Source organism: Streptomyces sp. NPDC041122 (assembly GCF_055592445.1).
Genome location: NZ_JBVIYQ010000002.1, coordinates 1,335,109 through 1,354,060, shown reverse-complemented (window position 1 = coordinate 1,354,060; position 18,952 = coordinate 1,335,109). Strand labels below are relative to the sequence as shown.

19 protein-coding genes and 1 tRNA gene are annotated in these 18,952 nt (G+C 72.5%); 3 read left to right on the top strand and 17 right to left on the bottom strand.

Annotated elements, in window-relative coordinates; genetic code table 11:
• Positions 1–29 precede the first annotated feature (29 nt).
• On the top strand, positions 30–347 hold the full coding sequence (locus ACZ6B8_RS12225; RefSeq protein WP_471072339.1) for an acyl carrier protein: 318 nt from the start codon (positions 30–32) through the stop codon (positions 345–347).
• A 74-nt stretch (positions 348–421) separates the two neighbouring features.
• Here the strand turns inward: ACZ6B8_RS12225 and ACZ6B8_RS12220 are convergent, their stop codons facing one another.
• Positions 422–805 carry a VOC family protein gene (locus ACZ6B8_RS12220; RefSeq protein ID WP_471072342.1) on the bottom strand — a complete coding sequence of 128 codons (384 nt, stop codon included), beginning with the start codon at positions 803–805 and terminating at the stop codon, positions 422–424.
• 114 nt (positions 806–919) lie between these two features.
• On the opposite strand from ACZ6B8_RS12220, the gene ACZ6B8_RS12215 reads away from it, so the two are divergent.
• Both ACZ6B8_RS12215 and ACZ6B8_RS12210 read left to right on the top strand, forming a co-directional pair.
• Positions 920–1,552, top strand: coding sequence for a DUF6629 family protein (locus ACZ6B8_RS12215; RefSeq protein ID WP_471607150.1), 633 nt, complete (start codon positions 920–922; stop codon positions 1,550–1,552).
• A 55-nt stretch (positions 1,553–1,607) separates the two neighbouring features.
• The gene (locus ACZ6B8_RS12210) at positions 1,608–2,156 is read left to right on the top strand and encodes a cupin domain-containing protein (protein WP_471607149.1); all 549 of its coding nucleotides are present in this window, start codon (positions 1,608–1,610) and stop codon (positions 2,154–2,156) included.
• 31 nt (positions 2,157–2,187) lie between these two features.
• On the opposite strand, the gene ACZ6B8_RS12205 is transcribed toward ACZ6B8_RS12210, so the two are convergent.
• From ACZ6B8_RS12205 to ACZ6B8_RS12130, 16 genes are all read right to left on the bottom strand, one after another.
• On the bottom strand, positions 2,188–4,677 hold the full coding sequence (locus ACZ6B8_RS12205; RefSeq protein WP_471607148.1) for a SpoIIE family protein phosphatase: 2,490 nt from the start codon (positions 4,675–4,677) through the stop codon (positions 2,188–2,190).
• A gap of 213 nt (positions 4,678–4,890) precedes the next feature.
• Positions 4,891–4,964: transfer RNA gene (locus ACZ6B8_RS12200), tRNA-Pro, on the bottom strand.
• 100 nt (positions 4,965–5,064) lie between these two features.
• Positions 5,065–5,277, bottom strand: a complete 213-nt coding sequence (locus ACZ6B8_RS12195; RefSeq protein ID WP_471072354.1) for a hypothetical protein — start codon at positions 5,275–5,277, stop codon at positions 5,065–5,067.
• Positions 5,274–5,483: a hypothetical protein gene (locus ACZ6B8_RS12190; RefSeq protein ID WP_471607147.1), complete on the bottom strand. Its 210-nt coding sequence runs from the start codon at positions 5,481–5,483 to the stop codon at positions 5,274–5,276. Before ACZ6B8_RS12190 ends, ACZ6B8_RS12195 begins: the two co-directional genes overlap by 4 nt.
• Positions 5,484–5,571: 88 nt before the next feature.
• Complete coding sequence (locus ACZ6B8_RS12185) at positions 5,572–6,180, bottom strand: disulfide bond formation protein B (RefSeq protein WP_471607146.1); 609 nt, start codon at positions 6,178–6,180, stop codon at positions 5,572–5,574.
• Positions 6,181–6,191: 11 nt separating this feature from the next.
• Positions 6,192–6,350, bottom strand: coding sequence for a DUF5993 family protein (locus ACZ6B8_RS12180; RefSeq protein WP_471072362.1), 159 nt, complete (start codon positions 6,348–6,350; stop codon positions 6,192–6,194).
• A gap of 215 nt (positions 6,351–6,565) precedes the next feature.
• Positions 6,566–7,909, bottom strand: coding sequence for an MFS transporter (locus ACZ6B8_RS12175; RefSeq protein WP_471607145.1), 1,344 nt, complete (start codon positions 7,907–7,909; stop codon positions 6,566–6,568).
• Positions 7,910–8,096: 187 nt separating this feature from the next.
• Positions 8,097–8,477, bottom strand: coding sequence for an MmcQ/YjbR family DNA-binding protein (locus ACZ6B8_RS12170; protein WP_471607144.1), 381 nt, complete (start codon positions 8,475–8,477; stop codon positions 8,097–8,099).
• Between the two features lie 53 nt (positions 8,478–8,530).
• The gene (locus ACZ6B8_RS12165) at positions 8,531–9,511 is read right to left on the bottom strand and encodes an alpha/beta fold hydrolase (RefSeq protein ID WP_471607143.1); all 981 of its coding nucleotides are present in this window, start codon (positions 9,509–9,511) and stop codon (positions 8,531–8,533) included.
• Between the two features lie 306 nt (positions 9,512–9,817).
• Positions 9,818–10,174, bottom strand: coding sequence for a beta/gamma crystallin domain-containing protein (locus tag ACZ6B8_RS12160; protein WP_471072374.1), 357 nt, complete (start codon positions 10,172–10,174; stop codon positions 9,818–9,820).
• A gap of 290 nt (positions 10,175–10,464) precedes the next feature.
• Positions 10,465–11,364, bottom strand: a complete 900-nt coding sequence (locus ACZ6B8_RS12155) for a LysR family transcriptional regulator (protein ID WP_471072377.1) — start codon at positions 11,362–11,364, stop codon at positions 10,465–10,467.
• Between the two features lie 40 nt (positions 11,365–11,404).
• Positions 11,405–12,616 (bottom strand): glycine C-acetyltransferase, encoded by a 1,212-nt coding sequence (locus ACZ6B8_RS12150; RefSeq protein ID WP_471072380.1) that lies wholly within the window; start codon positions 12,614–12,616, stop codon positions 11,405–11,407.
• A gap of 74 nt (positions 12,617–12,690) precedes the next feature.
• Complete coding sequence (gene tdh / locus ACZ6B8_RS12145) at positions 12,691–13,719, bottom strand: L-threonine 3-dehydrogenase (RefSeq protein WP_471073506.1); 1,029 nt, start codon at positions 13,717–13,719, stop codon at positions 12,691–12,693.
• A 144-nt stretch (positions 13,720–13,863) separates the two neighbouring features.
• Positions 13,864–15,048, bottom strand: a complete 1,185-nt coding sequence (locus ACZ6B8_RS12140) for a Gfo/Idh/MocA family protein (protein WP_471607142.1) — start codon at positions 15,046–15,048, stop codon at positions 13,864–13,866.
• Positions 15,049–15,246: 198 nt separating this feature from the next.
• Positions 15,247–17,454 carry a galactose-binding domain-containing protein gene (locus ACZ6B8_RS12135; RefSeq protein WP_471607141.1) on the bottom strand — a complete coding sequence of 736 codons (2,208 nt, stop codon included), beginning with the start codon at positions 17,452–17,454 and terminating at the stop codon, positions 15,247–15,249.
• Between the two features lie 20 nt (positions 17,455–17,474).
• Complete coding sequence (locus ACZ6B8_RS12130) at positions 17,475–18,902, bottom strand: M1 family metallopeptidase (RefSeq protein ID WP_471607140.1); 1,428 nt, start codon at positions 18,900–18,902, stop codon at positions 17,475–17,477.
• Between the last annotated feature and the right edge of the window lie 50 nt (positions 18,903–18,952).

The window sequence follows — 18,952 nt, the reverse complement described above, 5'->3', positions numbered from 1 at the left end:
GCCGACCACCCACTCACACAGGAGCCTTCATGACCACCAACGGCAACACCCCCGGCCAGGACGCCACCGACCTGGAGAAGCAGCTCGCCGCGGCCACCCCCGAGGAGCGCGAGCAGCTCCTCACCGACACCATCCGCGTCCAGGCCGGGAAGCTCCTCAACACCGACCTGTCCGACGACAGCAACTTCCTGGAGAACGGGCTCAACTCCCTCACCGCGCTCGAACTCACCAAGACCCTGATGACGTTGACCGGCATGGAGATCGCGATGGTGGCCATCGTCGAGAACCCCACACCCGCGCAACTGGCCCACCACCTGAGCCAGGAGCTGACGCACACCACCGCGTGACCCGAGCGGACCTCTCGCCCCCGCCCCCGGACCCGCGCGGCCCCGGGGGCGCGAAGCGGTCGCCCCCCGCCCGGTCAGGGGAGGGGGAGACGGGCGCGCAGGAGGCAGAAGACGTTGCCCTCGGGGTCGCTCAGGACGTGCCAGCCCTCGTCACCGGTCTGGCCGACGTCGGCCGGCTTCGCGCCGAGCGCGAGCAGCCGCTCCAGCTCGGCGTCCTGGTCGCGGTCGGTGGCGCTGACGTCGATGTGCAGCGGGAGCTTCCCGGGCCGTGGGTCGGCCGCAGGGCTCAGGACCAGGGTGGGCTGGAGCCCGCCGAAGCCGACGCCCGGCGGGCCGATCTCGATGCTTCCGTCGTCCTCCCTGCCGACTTCCACGTAACCGAGGACCTCGCTCCAGAACGCGGCGAGCCGCTCGGGGTCGGCGACGTCGAGGACCAGTTCGCTGATGCGGCATGCCATGGCGGCCAGTTTACGTAGCCGACCCGCGAGTTGGCATGCGCGCGAACCGTCCGGCACGGCTGCCCGCACACACCCGCCGCGCCGCCCCGCGGACGCGGCCGTAACGTTGCTGCCATGTGCTGGAGTGCGACGGCCGATCTCGCGGCGGGTACGGGCATCGCGGCGGTCGGGGTCGTGTCGGTGTCCCTGGCCGCCCGGCGCCCCCGCGACCTGCCCCTGGCGGCGCTGCCACTCCTCCTGGGGGCCCACCAGATCATCGAGGCCGCGGTCTGGCACCAGGGCGGCGGCAGCGGGCCCGCCACGCTCGCCTGGGCCGTCGTCGCCCTGCCCCTGCTGGCGGTCTGGGTACCGGCGGCCGTGCTGTGCGCCGCGCCGCCGCACGCCCGGCGCCGACTGCTCGTCCCGCTCGCGCTCGGAGCCACGACGGCGGCGGTGCTCGCGTACGCGCTGGCCACCCGCACCGTCACGGCCGACATCCGCGGGCACACCGTCGGGTACTCCCTGGGGCTGCCGCGGTCCGAGCTGATCGTCGTCGGCTACCTCCTCGCCACCATCGGCTCCCTCCTGCTCTCCGGCGACCGGGGTCTCGTCCTGTTCGGCGTCCTGGTCGCCGTGGGCGCCGCGGTCTCCGCCGCGCTGTGGCGGCAGGAGTACATCTCGACGTGGTGCGCGTGCGCCGCGGTGAGCTCGGTGGTCCTCGCGCTCTGGGTCGCAAGGCGCCGGGAGCACGGCCCGAGTCCCGCTTGAGGTAAGGGTCATAGCGTGACTGCGATCGCTACCGTCCACGCAAGGAGTTGATCGCATGAGCGACCTCGTACGCCTGCCGGGTGAGGGGCACAAGCTGGTCACGAAGGCGCAGGAAGTGACCTTCAAGGCCACGGGGGCGCAGGGCTCCTCCGCGTCCATCTTCGAGGTGGTCGTGCCGCCCGGGTTCGACACGGGCGGTCACTTCCACGAGCACGCGGAGGAGTTCTTCTACATCCTGGAGGGCGAGTTGGAGCTGCTCGCGTTCGAGCCCGCCGAGCGTACCGACGACTGGCTCGACTGGGAGTCAGCCGACGGCGACCGGGTCGTGCGGGCCGCCGCGGGCAGCAGCATGTTCGTACCGCCCAACACCCCGCACGCCTTCAGGAACGCCACGGACAAGCCGGTGCGCATGCTGTTCCAGAGCTCGCCGTCGCCCGACCACGAGCTCTACTTCGAGGAGATCGCGGAGATCTGGTCCGCCGGCGACTCGGTGGACCCCGAGGCGGTGAAGCGCATGCGCAGCCGGTACGACGTCCAGCAGATCACGCCGATGCGGTTCGAGCCGCCGACGGCCCGGACCGCGACGGCGAGCACGCCGTCCTGACCGCCCGGCCGGGCGGCGCCCGCCCGCGCCCTCAGCCGGGGGCGGCGGCGCGGGCGGACGCCGCCGGGAACGCCTGTTCCGTCCAGATGGTCTTGCCGGAGCGCGTGTAGCGCGTGCCCCACCTCTGGACGAGTTGCGCGACGATGAACAGGCCGCGGCCCCCCTCGTCCTCCTCGCCGCTGTGGCGCAGGTGCGGCGAGGTGTGGCCGGTGTCCGCCACCTCGCACAGGAGCGTGCGGTCACGGATGAGGCGCACCTGGATCGGCCCTTCGGCGTACCGGACCGCGTTCGTCACCAGCTCGCTGACGACGAGCTCCGTCGCGAACGACAGTTCGTCCAGCCCCCAGTCGTACAGCTGCCGGGTGGCCAGCTCCCGGGCCTGACCGGCCGCGACCGGTTCGGCGGGCAGCTGCCACTCGGCGACCTGGGAGGCGTCGAGTTCACGGGTGCGGACGAGCAGCAGGGCGGTGTCGTCGGCCGTCGAACCGCCCGGCAGCAGCCGCGCGACGGCGCGGTCGCACAGCTCCTCGAGCGAGGCGTGCCGGTCGCTGAGGACCCGCCCCAGGGTGTCGAGGCCCTGGTCGATGTCGCTGTCGCGTGCCTCGACCAGGCCGTCGGTGAAGAGCGCGAGCAGGCTGCCCACGGGGAGCTCGATCTCCATCGACTCGAACGGCAGGCCGCCCAGGCCGAGCGGCGGGCCCGCCGGCAGGTCGAGGAAGGACGGCGTGCCGTCCGGGTCGACGACAGCGGGCGGCAGGTGCCCGGCCCTGGCCATGACACAGCGCCGGGACACCGGGTCGTAGACCGCGTAGAGGCAGGTCGCCCCGGTGGTGACATCGGTGTACGCAGCGTCGGGTGCGCCGAGCTCGCTCCGCTGCTCCTCCGCCGACTGCGCCACCAGGTCGTCGAGTCGGGAGAGGAGTTCGACGGGGTCCATGTCCAGCTGGGCGAACGCGCGCACGCTCGTGCGCAGCCGCCCCATGGTCGCCGCCGCCTGCAGGCCGTGCCCGACGACGTCGCCGACCACGAGGCCCACCCGGGTGCCGGACAGCGGGATGACGTCGAACCAGTCGCCGCCGACGCCCGTCACGTCGTCCGTGGGCAGATAGCGGTAGGCGAGGTCGACGGCGGACTGCTCCGGGACGTGCCGCGGCAGCAGCTGCCGCTGCAGGGCGAGGGAGGCGGTGCGCTCGCGGGTGAAGCGGCGGGCGTTGTCCATGGAGACCGCCGTACGGGCGACCAGCTCGTCGGCGAGCGCCACCTCGCCGCTGTCGAAGGTCGCGATGTCCGTGTCGCGCCCGAAGGTGACGAGCCCCAGCGTGCTGTCGCCGGCCCGCAGCGGCACGACCAGGTCCGGGCCGTCGAGCACGAGCCCGCCCGAGGCCAGACAGCGGTCCTGCGGCGAACCCGCGGGGTACTCCACGGGCGACGGGTCCGCGTCGGAGCCGGCCTCGCCGCGGGAGCCCGCCGTGGCGTCGGAGTCCGCCGGGGGAATCACCGGCGGAGCCGGGGCCTGCCGCTGCGCCCCGTCACCAGCCCCGACCCCCGTCCCGGTCGACCGGTGGGCGACCCGCACCAGCGACATCGCCGCCGAGCTCCCCGTGGCCGGCGTCTCACCTTCGAGCACCGCCCGCGCGAGGTCGACCGTGACCGTGGCGGCGAACTCCGGCACCGCGACCTCGGCGATGTTCTCCGCCACGACCGAGACGTCGAGAGTGGTTCCGATGCCCCGGCCCGCCTCGACGAGCAGGGCGAGGCGCCGCTGGGCCCGGTACCGGTCGGTGATGTCGAAGGCGTCCTCGCACACCCCGAACACGTGCCCGTCGGCGTCTTCGAGCCGGTAGTAGGCGCAGGACCAGAGGTGGTCGGTTTCGGGGTCGCTGGGCGGCCGGCCCTGGAAGTGCAGGTCCAGGAACGACTGACCGGTCTCCAGTACGTGGCGCATGACCGCGTCGAGCGTGGGCGGATGCCCTCGGGACACGAACTTCCCGTCGGAGTACAGCTCATCGGCCCGCATGCCGCGGAACTCCGCGAGCGGTCGCCCCATCTCCTGTTCGTACGCGGTGTTGCACCAGGTCAGTCGCATGTCGGCGTCGTAGATGGCGAGGCCGACGGGTGACTGGGTGGTCAGCCCGTGCAGCAGGGCGAGCCGGGACTCCCACTGCCGCAGGTCCTCCAGCTCCGCCGCGACGAGGACGCGCCCCGCGGGTCCCGCGCCCGGCAGCGTGCAGACCGCGGCGGCCACGATCAGCTCGCGCCCGTCCCGGTGCCGGGCGACGCGGATCTCGTTCCCGTGGAATTCGGGAGGCAGGGAGAGGGCGGGCGGCGCCGCGGCGGGCGGGGACAGGAAGGAGGTCAGCGGGCGGCCGATCATCTCGTCCGGCCGGTACCCGAGGAGCCGCTCCGCGGCGCGGCTCCATCCGACGACCGTGTCCTGGGCGTCGACCACCGCCGTGGCCGCCCTGGTGACGTCTAGGGGACTACGAAAGTCAGCGCTCTGCTCCGTGTTCCATGCCGTCATGCCGCCGCACCAGCCCCGTTCATCCCCTACAGAATCCGCCGTCCCGGGGGCGGGCACAACTGCGGTACCGCCACCCGAATCCCGGACCGACCGACCCGTACTCCGCCCGAACGGACCGGAAAGAGCCCGAAGTCCTCCGGACGCACCCCGAAACGACCGGAGGGCCGCACCAGATTTCTCTGGTACGACCCTCTGATCTGCGACTCCTTCGAGTCGGGACGACAGGATTTGAACCTGCGACCCCTTGACCCCCAGTCAAGTGCGCTACCAAGCTGCGCCACGTCCCGGTGCCCGTGTGACCTGGGGTTTCCCCCGGCCGAACGCGCACCGAAACAATACCGCACTCCGAGCGGTGATCGCTCACCCCTTTCCCGGCGGCCGGAGCACTCAGGCCCTCGCGTAGTCGTGCGCGCCGCCGCCGCGCCAGCGGATGAGCGGCGCGTCCCCCAGCACCAGCCCCTCGGCATCGTCCAGACCGGCCCGCCTCAGGAACTCGATCAGGTCGCGGTCGTCGTGGGCCAGCCCCAGGTCCGCCGAGCCGGCCGTGACGCGGCGTCCGCCGCCCGGGGACGCGGGATGGACGACCACCTCGGGCGTCATGAGCCCGGCATGCCGCGCCGCGCCACGCGACGCAGCTCCGTGCGGGCGGCGGGGTCGCGCAGCCGTGGATGGAAGTGCAGCCGGGCGGTGAGCCGGATCAGACGGCGGCGCAGGGCGGTGCGGCCGGGCTGGGCGGCCAGCTTCTCGTAGGTGCGGGTCCACTCCCGCTGGGTGCGGACGAGGTCGTGGGGGATGGTGTGACGCATACCCCGATGGGATCACACGTTCGATTTCCCGGGCAAGCGTGCCGCTGCCCGACGCTGACGGGCGCGCCGCCAAGCCCCTGGGGTGGGCTCAGGCGAACAGCTCGTAGCGACGGGGGTCGTCGGGAAGCGTGAGGTGGAAGCCCTCCTCGGCGAAGGTCAGCACGGTGATGACGACCGCGATGGCAATCAGCAGCCCGACCACGGCCTTGGACCCCATGCCGTACGACGCTCCCTTCGGGATCAGCTGCGGGGCGAAGACGAAGCTGAGGGCGCAGAAGACGATCACGACGACGAAGGTGACCAGGGCCCAGGTGTACATGTGCAGGCCGAGCACGGCGGGCCCGTAGCCCTTCGGGTCGGTCAGGTGCAGCAGCACTTGGCGGGCGGCCATGCCTGCCCCGGCGACCGCGGCGATCGTCGCCAGGCCGTATCCGGCCATGTAGTCGACCGTGCTGACCTCTCCCGCGCGGGCCCGCACGATGATGTGGGCGGGGCCCGCGGCACAGAGCAGCATCGCCATGCGCTGCACCACGCACAGCGGACACGGCATGTCGCCGTCGAAGACCTGGAAGGCGAGGCTGGTCAGCAGGACGGCGCAGTACGCGAGGACGAAGGCGTGCGCGAGGAGGAAGCCGAGCCGGTTGCCGGGCCGGGCGCCCGTGCGGTCGCCGAGGTGGCCGGCGCGTGTGGAGTTCATGGGACGCCCCGTCAGTAGTGGTAGCCGAGTGGATCGGTGACGTGGTGGTCGAACATGAGCAGCGAGGCCACGGTCGAGGCGAGCAGCAGGCCGACGACCCAGGGCCGCGGCTTGTCGAGGGCCACCGCGAGCAGGGCGGCGAGGATCAGCAGGAAGATGAGGGTGTCCACGCCGGCACGCTAGGCGCCGCCCGACAGGGGGAACCGACGACACGCGTACGTGCCGCCACTCACGCCGCGCCGTTCACACATGGGCCGGGAGGGGGGTGATGGGCCGGCCCGGACGGGACGGCACCTGCGGTCGCCGACCGAGCCTTGCCCCGCCCCGGCCGGTTTCGGCGGAGACCGGCCGCCCCCCTCCTCCGATCCGACGCGAACGGCCGTCCTCACCCTTCCGGCGCGGAGGGTGCGGACCGCGCGCCCTGCGTCGGGTACGGCAGCGTTCCGGCGCCCGGCACTCCCTCCGCCGCGCTCGGCGCGGCATTCACCGTGCGGTCCGGGGCCGGGGCCCCGCCCTCCGGCACCCGCCCCGCCGTCGCCCCCGCGTCCGCCCGCACCAGGCCTCGGATCGCCGGTACGGAGAACAGACCCGCGCACACCACCAGCGTCATCACGCCACCCGTGAGCAGGACCTTCTCGGCGCCGAAGGTGTGCGCGGCGGGGCCCGCCAGGGCCTGGCCCACCGGCAGCATGGCGAGCGAACCCGCCACGTCGTAGGCGTGGATGCGGTTCAGGACGTCCGGCGGGACCTGGGTCTGCACGCTCGTCGCCCACATCACGCCCCAGAAGGAGACGCCCGCCCCCGCGACGGCCGCGCCCGCCGCCATCAGCGGGACGCCGAGGCCCGCGCCGACCGTGGCGGGGAACGCGGAGTAGACGATCAGCGCGATGGTCCCCGCGCGGAGCATCCGGTGGGGGCGCAGCCGCAGGGCGAGCAGGCCGCCGATGACGGTGCCCGCGCCCAGGGCGGAGTTCACCAGGCCGTACGAGCCGGAGCCGTGTTCCTGGACGACCAGCGTCGCCACCAGAGGCACGGCGGGGCCGGTGACCGTGATCATCAGCAGGCTGTAGACGGCGATGACGCCCCACAGCCACGTGCGGGACCTGAACTCCCGCCAACCCTGGACGAGTTCGGCCCGGAAGCCGTCACCGGCCGGCCGGGACCCCGGGCGCGCGGGCGGCAGCCGCAGCAGGACGAGGCAGAGCGCGCTCAGCGCGTACGTACCCGCGTGCGCGGCGAAGACCGCGCCGGGAGAGGCGAGTCCGACCAGGACACCGGCCGCGGCCGGCCCCGCGAGGGAAGCCGTCGACTCGGCCACCCGGATCGTGCCGTTCGCCTTCTGCACGTCGGCCGCGAGCCGTGGCACCGTACTGGCCACGCCTGGCTGGAACACGGCCGCGGCCGTGCCGTTGACCGCGCCGATCGCGCAGATCTGCCAGAGGACGACGTGCCCGGTGAAGAAGAACGCCGCGGCGAGCGACTGCGTGCCGAGCCGGACGAGATCGGCGCCGATCATCAGGAGGCGGGTGCTGAAGCGGTCGGCGAAGACGCCGCCGAAGATCACCAAGCCGGCGAAGCAGACGGTGGTGGCGGCCATCGCCAGACCGACCGCCCCGGCGCCGTGCCCCTCCCGCAGCAGGCCCGCGGCGAGCGCGACCGGCAGCATCGTGTCCCCGAGCTTGGCGACCGCGCGGGCCGCGAAGAAGAAGCCGAAGTCGCGCGACCACATGCCCGGAGACCCGGCCTCCACCCGGCCCCGGCCCCGTCTCCCCGACTCCGTTTCCGCCCCTGGACCTGTCGGCGCGCTCACCCGCCCCACCCCTCCCTGCCGGCCTGCTCCCTACCGTTTCGGTGGGATCATGCCACGCGGGACAGACAGCGCTCTCTATAAAGGGGCGGCGGGGCCGCGGGACCGCTCAGTCCGTGGACACGACCCCCAACTCCGGGTGTTCTTCGAGGAGTCGGGGCGGCGCCGCCTGGCGCCAGGAGTCGGCGAGAATGTCCGTGAGCTCGTCCGCGTCCAGCGCCGCGAGGCGCACCCGCACCCAGGCGGAGCCCGCCTCGTGCGGCGCCACCCAGAACTTGTCCGGCTCGGCGAGGACCAGTTCGTCCCGCTCGACCTTCGGACAGCGCACGGCGAAGGACGTCTCGTCGTCGGGCACCGTCACGAACATCTTCCCGGCCACCCGGAACGTGGGCATGCTCCACGCGATCTTCTCCACCGTCTCCGGCAGGGCGAGGGCGATACGGCGCACGTCGTCGGAGGTGACGCGGGAACGGGATCTGGACTTCGACATGCCACGAACCGTAACCAACGCCACTGACAGTCACCCCCCGACGGCCCCGCGCCTCACAGCACCCGTTCGTCCAGCCAGGACGTCAGGTCCCGCTGCACCTCGTCGCGATCGGTCTCGTTGAGGATCTCGTGGCGCGCGCCCGGGTAGCCCTTCCAGGTCAGGTCCTCGACCCCCACGTACCGCAAGTCCTCCAGGAGTTCATGCACCAGCGTCATCCCCGCGTGGCAGGGGTCCTGGTCGCCGACCGCGACGTGGACCGGCAGATCGGCGGGCACCCGCGCGAGGTTGCGGGGATCGTTGATCTTCCGTACGGCCCGCACCCAGTCCAGCGTGAGCCCCGCCGAGAAGGTGAACCCGCACCGCTCGTCGGCCACGTACGCGTCCACCTCCGCCTCGTCCCGGGAGAGCCACTCGAAGCCCGTGCGGTGGGGGAACCGCTCGTTGAACGAGGCGAAGAGGTCGGCGATGTACGAGGACGGCGCGGACCGGCCCCCCTCGGCGATCTCCCGTTCGAGGCGCGTGATCGACCCCTCGATGTCGGCGCCGGGCAGCGAGCGGAACGTGCCCGACAGGATCACGCCCGCGAGCCCGTCGGCGTACTCCTGCGCGTAGTCCCGCGCGAGCAGCGAGCCCAGGCTGTGCCCGAAGAGGAAGAAGGGCAGACCGGGGTGAAGCGTGCGGACCTGGTCGCCGATGGCCTTGAGGTCGTCGACGATCGCCCGCCAGCTGTCGGCGTCCTCGCCGCCCGCCACCTCCGATGTGACCCCGAAGCCGCCGGTGGCCTGTGCGGTGGCGCCGTGACCTCGGTGATCGGAGGCGACCACGCCGTAGCCGTGCTCGGTCAGATGGCGGGCGAAGCGGTCGTAGCGCAGGGCGTGCTCGCCGGCGCCGTGCGCGATCTGCACATAGGCGCGGGGCCGGCCGTCGGCGGGCAGCCAGGTGTACGTGGCGACGGGCACGCCGTCCGCCGCGTTCAGCAGGCCCGCGGTGTACGCGGCGGGGGCGGAGGTGGGGGCATCGGCACGGTCGGACATCTTCGCGGGCTCCTTGAGCGCTCATTCGTTCCGGGGACTGTTCGTCGGGGTGGCCGACTCTCTTCGGTGCAGCCTCCCCCGCGCGCGGGACCTCATGCGGACGACCTGCCCGGCCGGCCCCGTACGGCCCATTGCCCCTCCGCGGAACGGTGGACGGTTTCGCGGTCCAGAAATGCCGATAACCGGCCACGCCCGAATAGGGCGTGGCCGGCTCAATGTGTCATCCGGAAATGGCCACGGTGCGGAGGCGGCCACCGGAGTTCCCTTGCCGAATTATGGCCCGTATTCAGCCGAGCCAATGTTTCGTCAGAGGATTTCGATGTCCTTGACCTTCGGCGGACGGTTCGGGAAGGTGATGTCGGTCCACCGGTTGACGCGTACCGAGTCACCGTTGGCGTCGTAGTAGATCAGGTCGTTGTTGCCCGTGGAGATCCGGTCGACCCACCAGGAGCCGAAGCCGGTCCGGCCCTTGTTGGCGTAGCAGTCCACACTGTGCCGGCCGTCACTGCTGTGCGACCAGATCTTCAAGAAGTTCTCGCCGCCGCGGCATTCGACGTGGTCGATGGCGAAAGCGTTACTGCTGGGCATCACGACGGTGAACGCGGCGGCGGCGGCAACCGCCACGCCTGCGGAGCGTGCGATCTTCTTCGTTTTCGACAGCACAGATACTCCCTGATTCCAGCCCGTATGTGACCGCAATGCACGGCCATTTCCGGGAAGCGGTTTCTCGCTTGCACGACGACGATCCAGCAGGGAACCTGTACATGGCAATCTTTCAATTGATGCACGGCCGAAATGTATCGCCCAATGTCCTGATCAGTTCTGTATGGGCGTTTTAGTGGTCCTAAGGGACAAGATTTCGGGCAATGGGGACGGCACGAGCGGACACGGAAGCGGGGACCGGAGCGAGCCGGGTCGGGGCGAGCGGGCAGGGTGGGCCGGTCGCGTGGCGGTCAGCCCGCCGCGTCGCCGAGGGCGTCGAGGACCGGGCGGATCAGCGGGTGGTCCTCCGCCCCGCACCGTACGGCCGCGAACACCCGACGCGTGGGGGCGGCGCCCTCCACCGGGCGGACCACCACGCCCGACACCTCCATGCCGCGCAGCGCAGAGCGCGGTACGAGGGCGACTCCCGCGCCCGCCGAGGCGAGCGCGACCACGGCCCGGAAATCGTCCGACCAGTGTTCCAACAACGGCTGGAATCCGGCCTGTTCGCAGGCGAGGACGACCACGTCGTGGCAGGGGTTGCCGGCGAAGGGGCCGATCCAGGCGTCCTTGGCGAGCTCGGCCAGGGCCACCCGCTCCGCGTCCGCGAGCCGGTGGCCGACCGGGAGCACCGCGTCGAAGGGCTCCGCGTAGAGCGGGACGCGGGTGAGCCGGGGGTCGTCCGCGCCGGGCGCTCCCCGGTACTCGACCGCGACGGCCACGTCCACCTGCCGGTCGAGGACCATCGGCAGGCTCGCGTCGCCCTCCGCGTCCTGGACGCGGACCCGGATGCCGGGCGCGGACGCGGCCAGGCGGGCCAGCGCGGGGGCGACGACCAGGCCGATGCCGGTGGCGAAGGCGGCCACGGTCACCGTGCCCGCCTCGCCGGAGCCGTACGCCGCGAGTTCGGCCTCGGCGCGCTCCAGCTGGGCCAGCACCGCGTTGGTGTGCGTGAGCAGGATCTCGCCGGCCGCCGTCAGCCGTACGCCGCGCGCGGAGCGCTCGACCAGGCGGTGGCCGGTCTCCTGTTCCAGGGCGGCGAGCTGCTGGGACACGGCCGACGGGGTGAGGTACAGCGCGGCGGCAGCGGCGGTGACCGTGCGATGGTCCGCCACCGCACGGAGGATGTGCAGCCGCCGCGCTTCGATCATGCCGTCGATTCTCCCACGGCAGGTCACACGGCCGGAGCCGTCAGGCCTCGCCCGACTCCGTGAGCTCGGCGCGCGCGGCGACGAACGCGTCGACCGCGCGGTTCACGTCCTCGGTCGAGTGCGCTGCCGACAGCTGGACGCGGATGCGCGCCTTGCCCTGCGGCACCACCGGGTAGGAGAAGCCGATCACGTACACGCCGCGCTCCAGGAGCAGCTCGGCCATCCGTCCCGCCACCGCCGCGTCGCCGATCATGACCGGGGCGATGGCGTGGTCGCCGGGCAGTACGTCGAAGCCCTCCTCGGTCATCCGCGAGCGGAAGAGGGCCGTGTTGGCGGCGAGGTGTTCACGCAGGTCACCGGCGGACTCAAGGAGGTCGAGGACCTTCAGGGAGGCCGCCGCGATGACCGGGGCGAGGGTGTTGGAGAAGAGGTACGGACGCGAGCGCTGGCGGAGCAGGGCGACGATCTCGGCGCGGGCGGCGACGTAACCGCCGGAGGCGCCGCCGAGGGCCTTGCCGAGGGTGCCGGTGATGATGTCGACGCGGTCCATGACGCCGTGCAGCTCGGGGGTGCCTCGGCCGCCGGGGCCCACGAAGCCGACGGCGTGCGAGTCGTCGACCATGACCATGGCGTCGTAGCGCTCGGCGAGGTCGCAGATCTCCGACAGCGGGGCGACGTAGCCGTCCATGGAGAAGACGCCGTCGGTGACGATCAGCTTGCGCCGGGCGCCGCCCTCCGTGGCCTCCTTGAGCTGCTGCTCCAGGTCGGCCATGTCGCGGTTGGCGTAGCGGAAGCGGCGCGCCTTGGACAGCCGGATGCCGTCGATGATCGACGCGTGGTTGAGGGCGTCGGAGATGACCGCGTCCTCGGCGCCGAGCAGCGTCTCGAAGACGCCGCCGTTGGCGTCGAAGCACGAGGAGTAGAGGATCGTGTCCTCCTGGCCGAGGAAGGCCGACAGGCGCGCCTCCAGCTCCTTGTGCACCTCCTGGGTGCCGCAGATGAAGCGGACGGAGGCCATGCCGTAGCCCCAGCGGTCCAGCGCCTCGTGCGCGGCGGCGACCACGTCGGGGTGGTCGGCGAGGCCGAGGTAGTTGTTGGCGCAGAAGTTGAGGACCTCACCGGGGCGCCCGCCCGCGGTGACGGCGACCGTCGCGGACTGCGGGGTGCCGATGACGCGCTCGGGCTTGTGCAGGCCGGCGGCGCGGATCTCGTCGAGGGTGGCCTGGAGGTCTTCGCGTACGGAGTCGAACATGCGGGGTTCCTTCGGGGTGAGCGCCGTCAAGAGGGGGCGGCCGGGGCGGGCCGGCCGGGGGCTGCCGTGGAGGGTCAGGAGGTCCAGTCGAGGATGACCTTGCCGCCGCGGCCGCTCGCCGCGTCGTCGAAGGCGGCCTCGAAGTCTCGGTGGCCGTACCGGCCGGTGATGACGGGGGCCAGATCGAGACCGCCTTCGAGCAGCACCGACATCGCGTACCAGGTCTCGAACATCTCGCGGCCGTAGATGCCCTTGATGGTGATCATCGAGGTGACGACGCGCGCCCAGTCGACGGCGAAGTCCTCGGCGGGCAGGCCCAGCATGGCGATCTTGCCGCCGTGGGTCATGTTGGCGACCATGTCGCGCAGGGCGCGGGGGTTGCCGGACATCTCCAGGCCGACGTCGAAGCCCTCGCGCAGGCCGAGGTCGCGCTGGCCGTCGGCGATCGTCGAGCCGGCCACGTTCAGGGCGAGGCTGACGCCGACCTTGCGGGCCAGTTCGAGGCGCTCCTCGCTGACGTCGGTGATGACGACGTTGCGGGCGCCCGCGTGCCGGGCGACGGCCGCCGCCATCAGGCCGATCGGCCCGGCCCCGGTGATCAGCACGTCCTCGCCGACCAGCGGGAAGGACAGGGCCGTGTGCACGGCGTTGCCGAACGGGTCGAAGATCGCGGCCACGTCGAGGTCGACCGGGACGCGGTGGACCCAGACGTTGCCCGCGGGCAGCGCCACGTACTCGGCGAACGCGCCGTCCCGTCCGACGCCGAGGCCGACGGTGGCGCGGCACAGGTGCCGCCGTCCGGCCAGGCAGTTGCGGCACTTGCCGCAGACCAGGTGGCCCTCGCCGCTGACCAGGTCGCCGGCCTTGATGTCGGCGACGTCGCGGCCGGTCTCGACGACCTCGCCGACGAACTCGTGCCCGACGACCAGCGGCGCGCTGACCGCCTGCTGCGCCCAGCCGTCCCAGGCCCTGATGTGCAGGTCGGTCCCGCAGATCCCGGTGCGAAGCACCTTGATCAGGACATCGCCGTGGCCGATGACCGGCTCCGGTACTTCCTTGAGGCGGAGACCCGGCTCCGCCTTCTCCTTGACCAGCGCCTTCAACGCCACGGCTCCTGTCGTACGTCGCTTCTTCCCCCGACGACACAGGAATCTTCCCTACGGCGGCGCCCCGGTCCATCGAGACTTTCTTAAGCGCCGCCGCAGCTTTCCTTCAGGCCCCGCCGGAACCCCGGCGCCGGGCGGCCGTCAGCGGGTCTGGCCCCGCTCGAAGTAGGCGATCAGCTCCGGGTCCAGGTCCGGCACTTCGCGCGGCGTCCCGCCGTCCCGCAGCGACTGCGTGGCCCGTACGCCCGCCGCGACCGCCATGCGCGCCGCGACGGGCGAGGTGTCGGTGCGCCCTCCCTCGCGGGCGAAACGCACGAACTCGTCCACGAGCAAGGGGTCCGCGCCGCCGTGCCCGCCGTCGTCCTGCGCGTCCGGCACCGGGTACTCCGCGTCCGCCTCGGCCCGGTGGCCGGACCGGCGGGAGTTCCACACCTTGACCGCTCCCCCGGGCCCGTCACCGAAGTTCTCCAGCCGGCCGGCGTCGCCGATCACGGTGTAGTTGCGCCAGTAGTCGGGCGTGAAGTGGCACTGCTGGTACGCGGCGAGGACGCCGTTGTCGAGGCGCATGTTGACCAGGGAGACGTCCTCGACGTCGATCACGGGGTTGAGGTCGCGCTGGGTGTGCGGCGGCCAGTGGCCGTCCTTCGTGTACCAGTCGGCCGACTTCGGCTCGCCCGGCTCGCGCCGGTGCGGGTTGTCCCCGTAGACCATGAGGTCGCCGAGCGCCTGCACCCGGCGCGTGTAGCCGCCCGCGAGCCAGTGCAGGACGTCGATGTCGTGGGCGGCCTTCTGCAGCAACAGGCCGGTGGTGTACTGCCGTTCGGCGTGCCAGTCCTTGAAGTACCAGTCGCCTCCGTAGCCGACGAAGTGGCGCACCCAGATGGTCTTGACGGTGCCGATCTCGCCGCGCTCGATGATGTCGCGCATCAGCCGGACGACCGGCATGTGACGCATGTTGTGCCCCACGTAGAGCCGCGTGCCCGTCTCGTAGGCGGTCCGCAGGATCTCGTCGCACCCCTCGATGCCGGTCTCCAGGGGCTTCTCCACGAAGACGGGCTTGCCCTCGCGCAATGCCTCGCAGGCGAGCGTCGCGTGGGTGTGGTCGGGGGTGAGGACGACGACCGCGTCGACGTCCGGGTCCTCGACGACCTTGCGGTGGTCGCCCGATATCAGCGCGCCGGGGAAGGCCGTGGCCGCCTCGGCGCGGGCCGCGGGGTCGGGATCGGCCAGCGCGGTGACACGGGAGCCCGCGTCCGGCCGGTGGGCGGTGCGGGCGAGCGAGCCGCGCAGTCCGAAGCCGAGGACGCCGAGACGGAGGTCGGTCATGGAACTTCCTTACCTTGAGCCGGTGTTGCGGGTGCCGACCCGGCCACAGGGGTGCGCCGCACGGGTGCGGGTGAGGGAGCGGCGGCGCCGGCGTGGACGGGCTTGATCCTTATCTATCCGGCCGCGCCCGCTCGTGTCGAGGCGTGTGCACGCACCAACCAACTCCGCCCGGGCGTCGCCTGTCCGGCCGGCGCGACGTCACGGGTGGACGAGTACATGGGCGAGCGCGACGCGTCCCGTCCCCGTGAGCCTGATCCGCACGTACCGCGCCGGCGTGCGGTCGCCGAACTCCAGGAGGGTCGGACGCAGCGCGGCGCCGTCGACGTGCCGGGTCGTGGCGTGGCTGAAGTCCGCGGTCCTGGACAGCTGTACGTCGAAGTCCGCGGTGGCGGTCGCCGCGCCGTTCCACACCTCGACCTGCCCGACACGCCGCACCTCGCCGAGGTCGAGCCGCCACCAGGCACCCGGGTCGGCCGACGTCCCGGTGTCGGTGGTGGTGTCGCCGTCGAGGGCGTACGCGGCCGGGGCCTCGCCGTCCGTCGAGGACTGGGTCGCCGTGCCGGAGCGGGCCAGGTCGGGGCGGAGCCGTTCGGCGGACTGCCGGTGGGCGCCCGCGCGCTCGGCGACGGCGAGCGCCTCGGCGGGCAGCCGGTCGAGTCCGGTGTGGTTGTCCCGCATCGTCGAGCCGGTGCCCGCGAGGGCGGGCGCGGCGGTGTCGGTCCAGTTGCCGACGGCCCGGTTCTCGATGCCGTAGTCGGCCCAGTTCGAGACCCACTTGTAGCCGAGCCGGGTGAGGACGTTGCCCTCCACGGTGATGTGGGAGGACTGTTCGTCGAGGTAGACGCCGTTGCCGTCGCGCTCGGTGTTTCCGTGGGCGGAGCGGTTGATGTAGTTCCGGGCGATGACCGTGCCCGGCTGGGCGCCCTGGGTGTAGACGGCGCCGCCGTCGTGCTGGCCGTGCTCGACGCGCATGACGTCCGTGATGCGGTTGGCGGTGATCCGGTTGTCGCGCAGCACCGAGGTGCGGGCCTCGGGCTGGTTCCAGCCCCAGCCGACGGAGATCCCCGAGTACGGCAGGTCGTCGAGGGTGTTGTGGTCCACGCTCAGCTCGGCCTCGTACCCGGCCCAGATGCCGACGGCGTCCGTGTACTCGACGCCGGCGCGGCGCACGGTGTTGTACGCGACGGTGTTGCGCTCCCCCGCGAGCTCGGGCCGCGGGTTCGGTTCGGTGTCGCCGATGTAGGCCGCGCCCGAGGAGAGGTCGGTGAAGCGGGAGCGGGTGACGGAGGAGTCCTTGGTGCCCGCTTCGAGGACGACGCCCGCGCCGCCGAGGTGGGAGAACTCGGCACCGGTGACGGCCACATGGCGGCCGCCGCGCACGGTGAGGGCCGCGGCCGGCTTCGTGTAGTACCGGCCCGCGTGGTCGACGGGGCCGGTGGCGCCGGTGAGGGTGAGGCCCGCCTGGGTGCCCGCGTACCCCTCGTCGGTGGCCGGCTGCCGGTAGGCGGCGTGGGCGAAGCCGATGCGGTCGACGCGGACGTCGTGGGCGCCGTCGAGGAGCATCAGGTGTTCGGTGGCCGGGGTGACCACGTGGGCGTGGCGCGGGTCCTCGCCCGGCCGCGGGAGGTAGGTGACGGTGCGGTCCTCGGCGTCCCACACGAACTCGCCCGGCCTGTCCAGGAGTTCGCGGGCGTTCTCGAAGGAGGAGACGCCCTGGTAGCGGGCGGAGTCCACGGTGGTGGAGTCCCAGGCGGGGCCCGTGCGGCCGGTGCCGCTCGCGGAGTTGGTCCAGCAGGGCCGGGCGAAGGTGAGGGTGTCGCCCTCGACGCCGGTGATGCGGCAGCGGTAGGTACGCCAGCGGACCTTGATGACCGCCTCGGCGCCGGTCGGACGCCGCCACGAGGCGATCCCGGTGGCCCGCGCGCCTGTCATGCCGCCCTTCGTGGCGTCACAGGTGACGGCCGGGCAGGCCGCGCCCCGGGCGCGGACGGCACGCCGTCCGTCGACGAAGAGCTGGCGCGGGGCGGCCCCCTCGGGGGCGTCGGCCGACCAGGTGCCGTCCGGGTTCCTGGCCCAGCCCCGTACCGCACGGCCGCCGGAGAGCACGGGGTGCGCGCCGGGTGCGGCCGTCCAGGTGACGGTGTGCCCGTCGCGCCCGGAGTCGGCCGGGCCGAGCTTCAGGGGCGCGGTCACCTCATAGGTGCCGTCGGCCAGTTCGACGCGGACGTCGCGACCGGTGACCGTGCGGGCGGCGTCCCGGGCGCCGACGGGCGAGCAGGGGCGGGTGGCGCTGCAGGTGTCGCCGCTGCCGTGCGGGGCGGCGTGCAGGACGCGTGGACCGGCGTCCGCGGCGGCCTGCGGGGCGAGAGGGGCCGCGACGGCCAGGACGGAGACGACGGCGGCCACGAGGGCGCACGGTCGGCGCCTCACTGCGCGACGCCCCAGTCCGGGTGCCCGGGCATGGGCGGGTTGTCCAGGTCGAAGAGCCAGTGGCGCAGGAAGCTCCCGACGGACGCGTCGCCGGTCACCTTCACCGCGTCGTCGACGAAGTCCTCCGTGGAGGCGTTGGCGTGCCGGTGCCCGGTGAGCCAGGCCTTCATGACGGCGTCGTACTCGTCCTGCCCGATCTGCTGCCGCAGGGCGTAGAGGGTGACGGCGGCGCCGTCGTAGATGTTGAAGCCGCCGAGGCCGGTCGGCTTTCCGGGCGGGCCGTCGGTCTTGCGGACCTCGTCGAGCTTCTCGTACGCCGTCCGCATCTTCTCCTCGATCGGCTGGAAGCCCTTTTGGTCCGCCCACACGGCCGCGTAGTACACGGCGGGGCCCTCGTTGAGCCAGGCGTCCTGCCAGGTGGTGGGGGTGACGGAGTCGCCGAACCACTGGTGGGTCAGCTCGTGGACCATCGTCGTGGAGTAGGTGGGGCGCTCGAACCAGCCGGGCCCGAACAGGGAGAGCGTCTGGTTCTCCAGGGCGTCGCCGTAACCGTCGCGCACGATCTGCACGCCGTAGGTGTCGAAGGGGTAGCGCACCCCGAGTGTCCGTTCCAGCCAGGCGAGTTGGCCGCCGGTCTCCTCGACGATCGGCCGGTATCTGTCCACTTGGCCCTCGGGTACGAGGTGGCGCAGCCGTACGCCGTGCGGACCGCGCCCGTACAGGTAGCGCTGCTTGTTCACGGAGATACCCAACAGCTCCGGTGCCATGGGTGAGTTGAGGGCGAAGTCCCAGGTGCGCCCGGCGCCGGGGGCGTCGCGCCGGCCGGTGAGGGTGCCGCCTGCGGCCGGGGTCCACCCCTTCGGCGCGGTGAGGTGGAAGGTCCAGGTCGCCTTGTCGGAGGGGTGGTCGTTGACGGGGGCGAAGGTGTCGGCGCGTGACGCCTGGGCGGCCGAGGCGAAGCCTCCGTCGGACATGAGGCGCCAGCCGGGGAGGCCGGCGGGCTTCGTCTTCCCGTTGCCGTGGTAGGTGACGTCGACGTCGAAGGTGCGGTGGTCGCGCAGCGGGTGGGCCGGGGTGACGGTGAGTTCCTGGCCGGTCTGTCCGGGGGCGGTGGTCCAGGTCGCCCGCGCGCCGTCGACCTCGACCGCGTCGACGGTGAGCGCGTCGACGTCGAGGTTGAAGGAGGACAGGTCCTGGGTGGCTCTGGCCCGGATCTTCATGGTGGCGCGGAAGTCGTAGGTCACGGGGGTGAAGTCGAAGGACAGGTCGTAGTGGCGGACGTCGTAACCGCCGTTGCCGAGCGTCGGGTAGAGCGGGTCACCCACGCCGTCCGCGCCGGGGGTGGGGGTGAAGGGGGCCGCGTGGGCGGGGGCGGCGAGCGCGAGGGTGGCGGCCGCGGCCGCCGTCGCGATGGCGGCACGCACGGTTCGGGTCCTTTTCTCAGCCATGGGGCGGCAACGTAGTAATCGCTTAC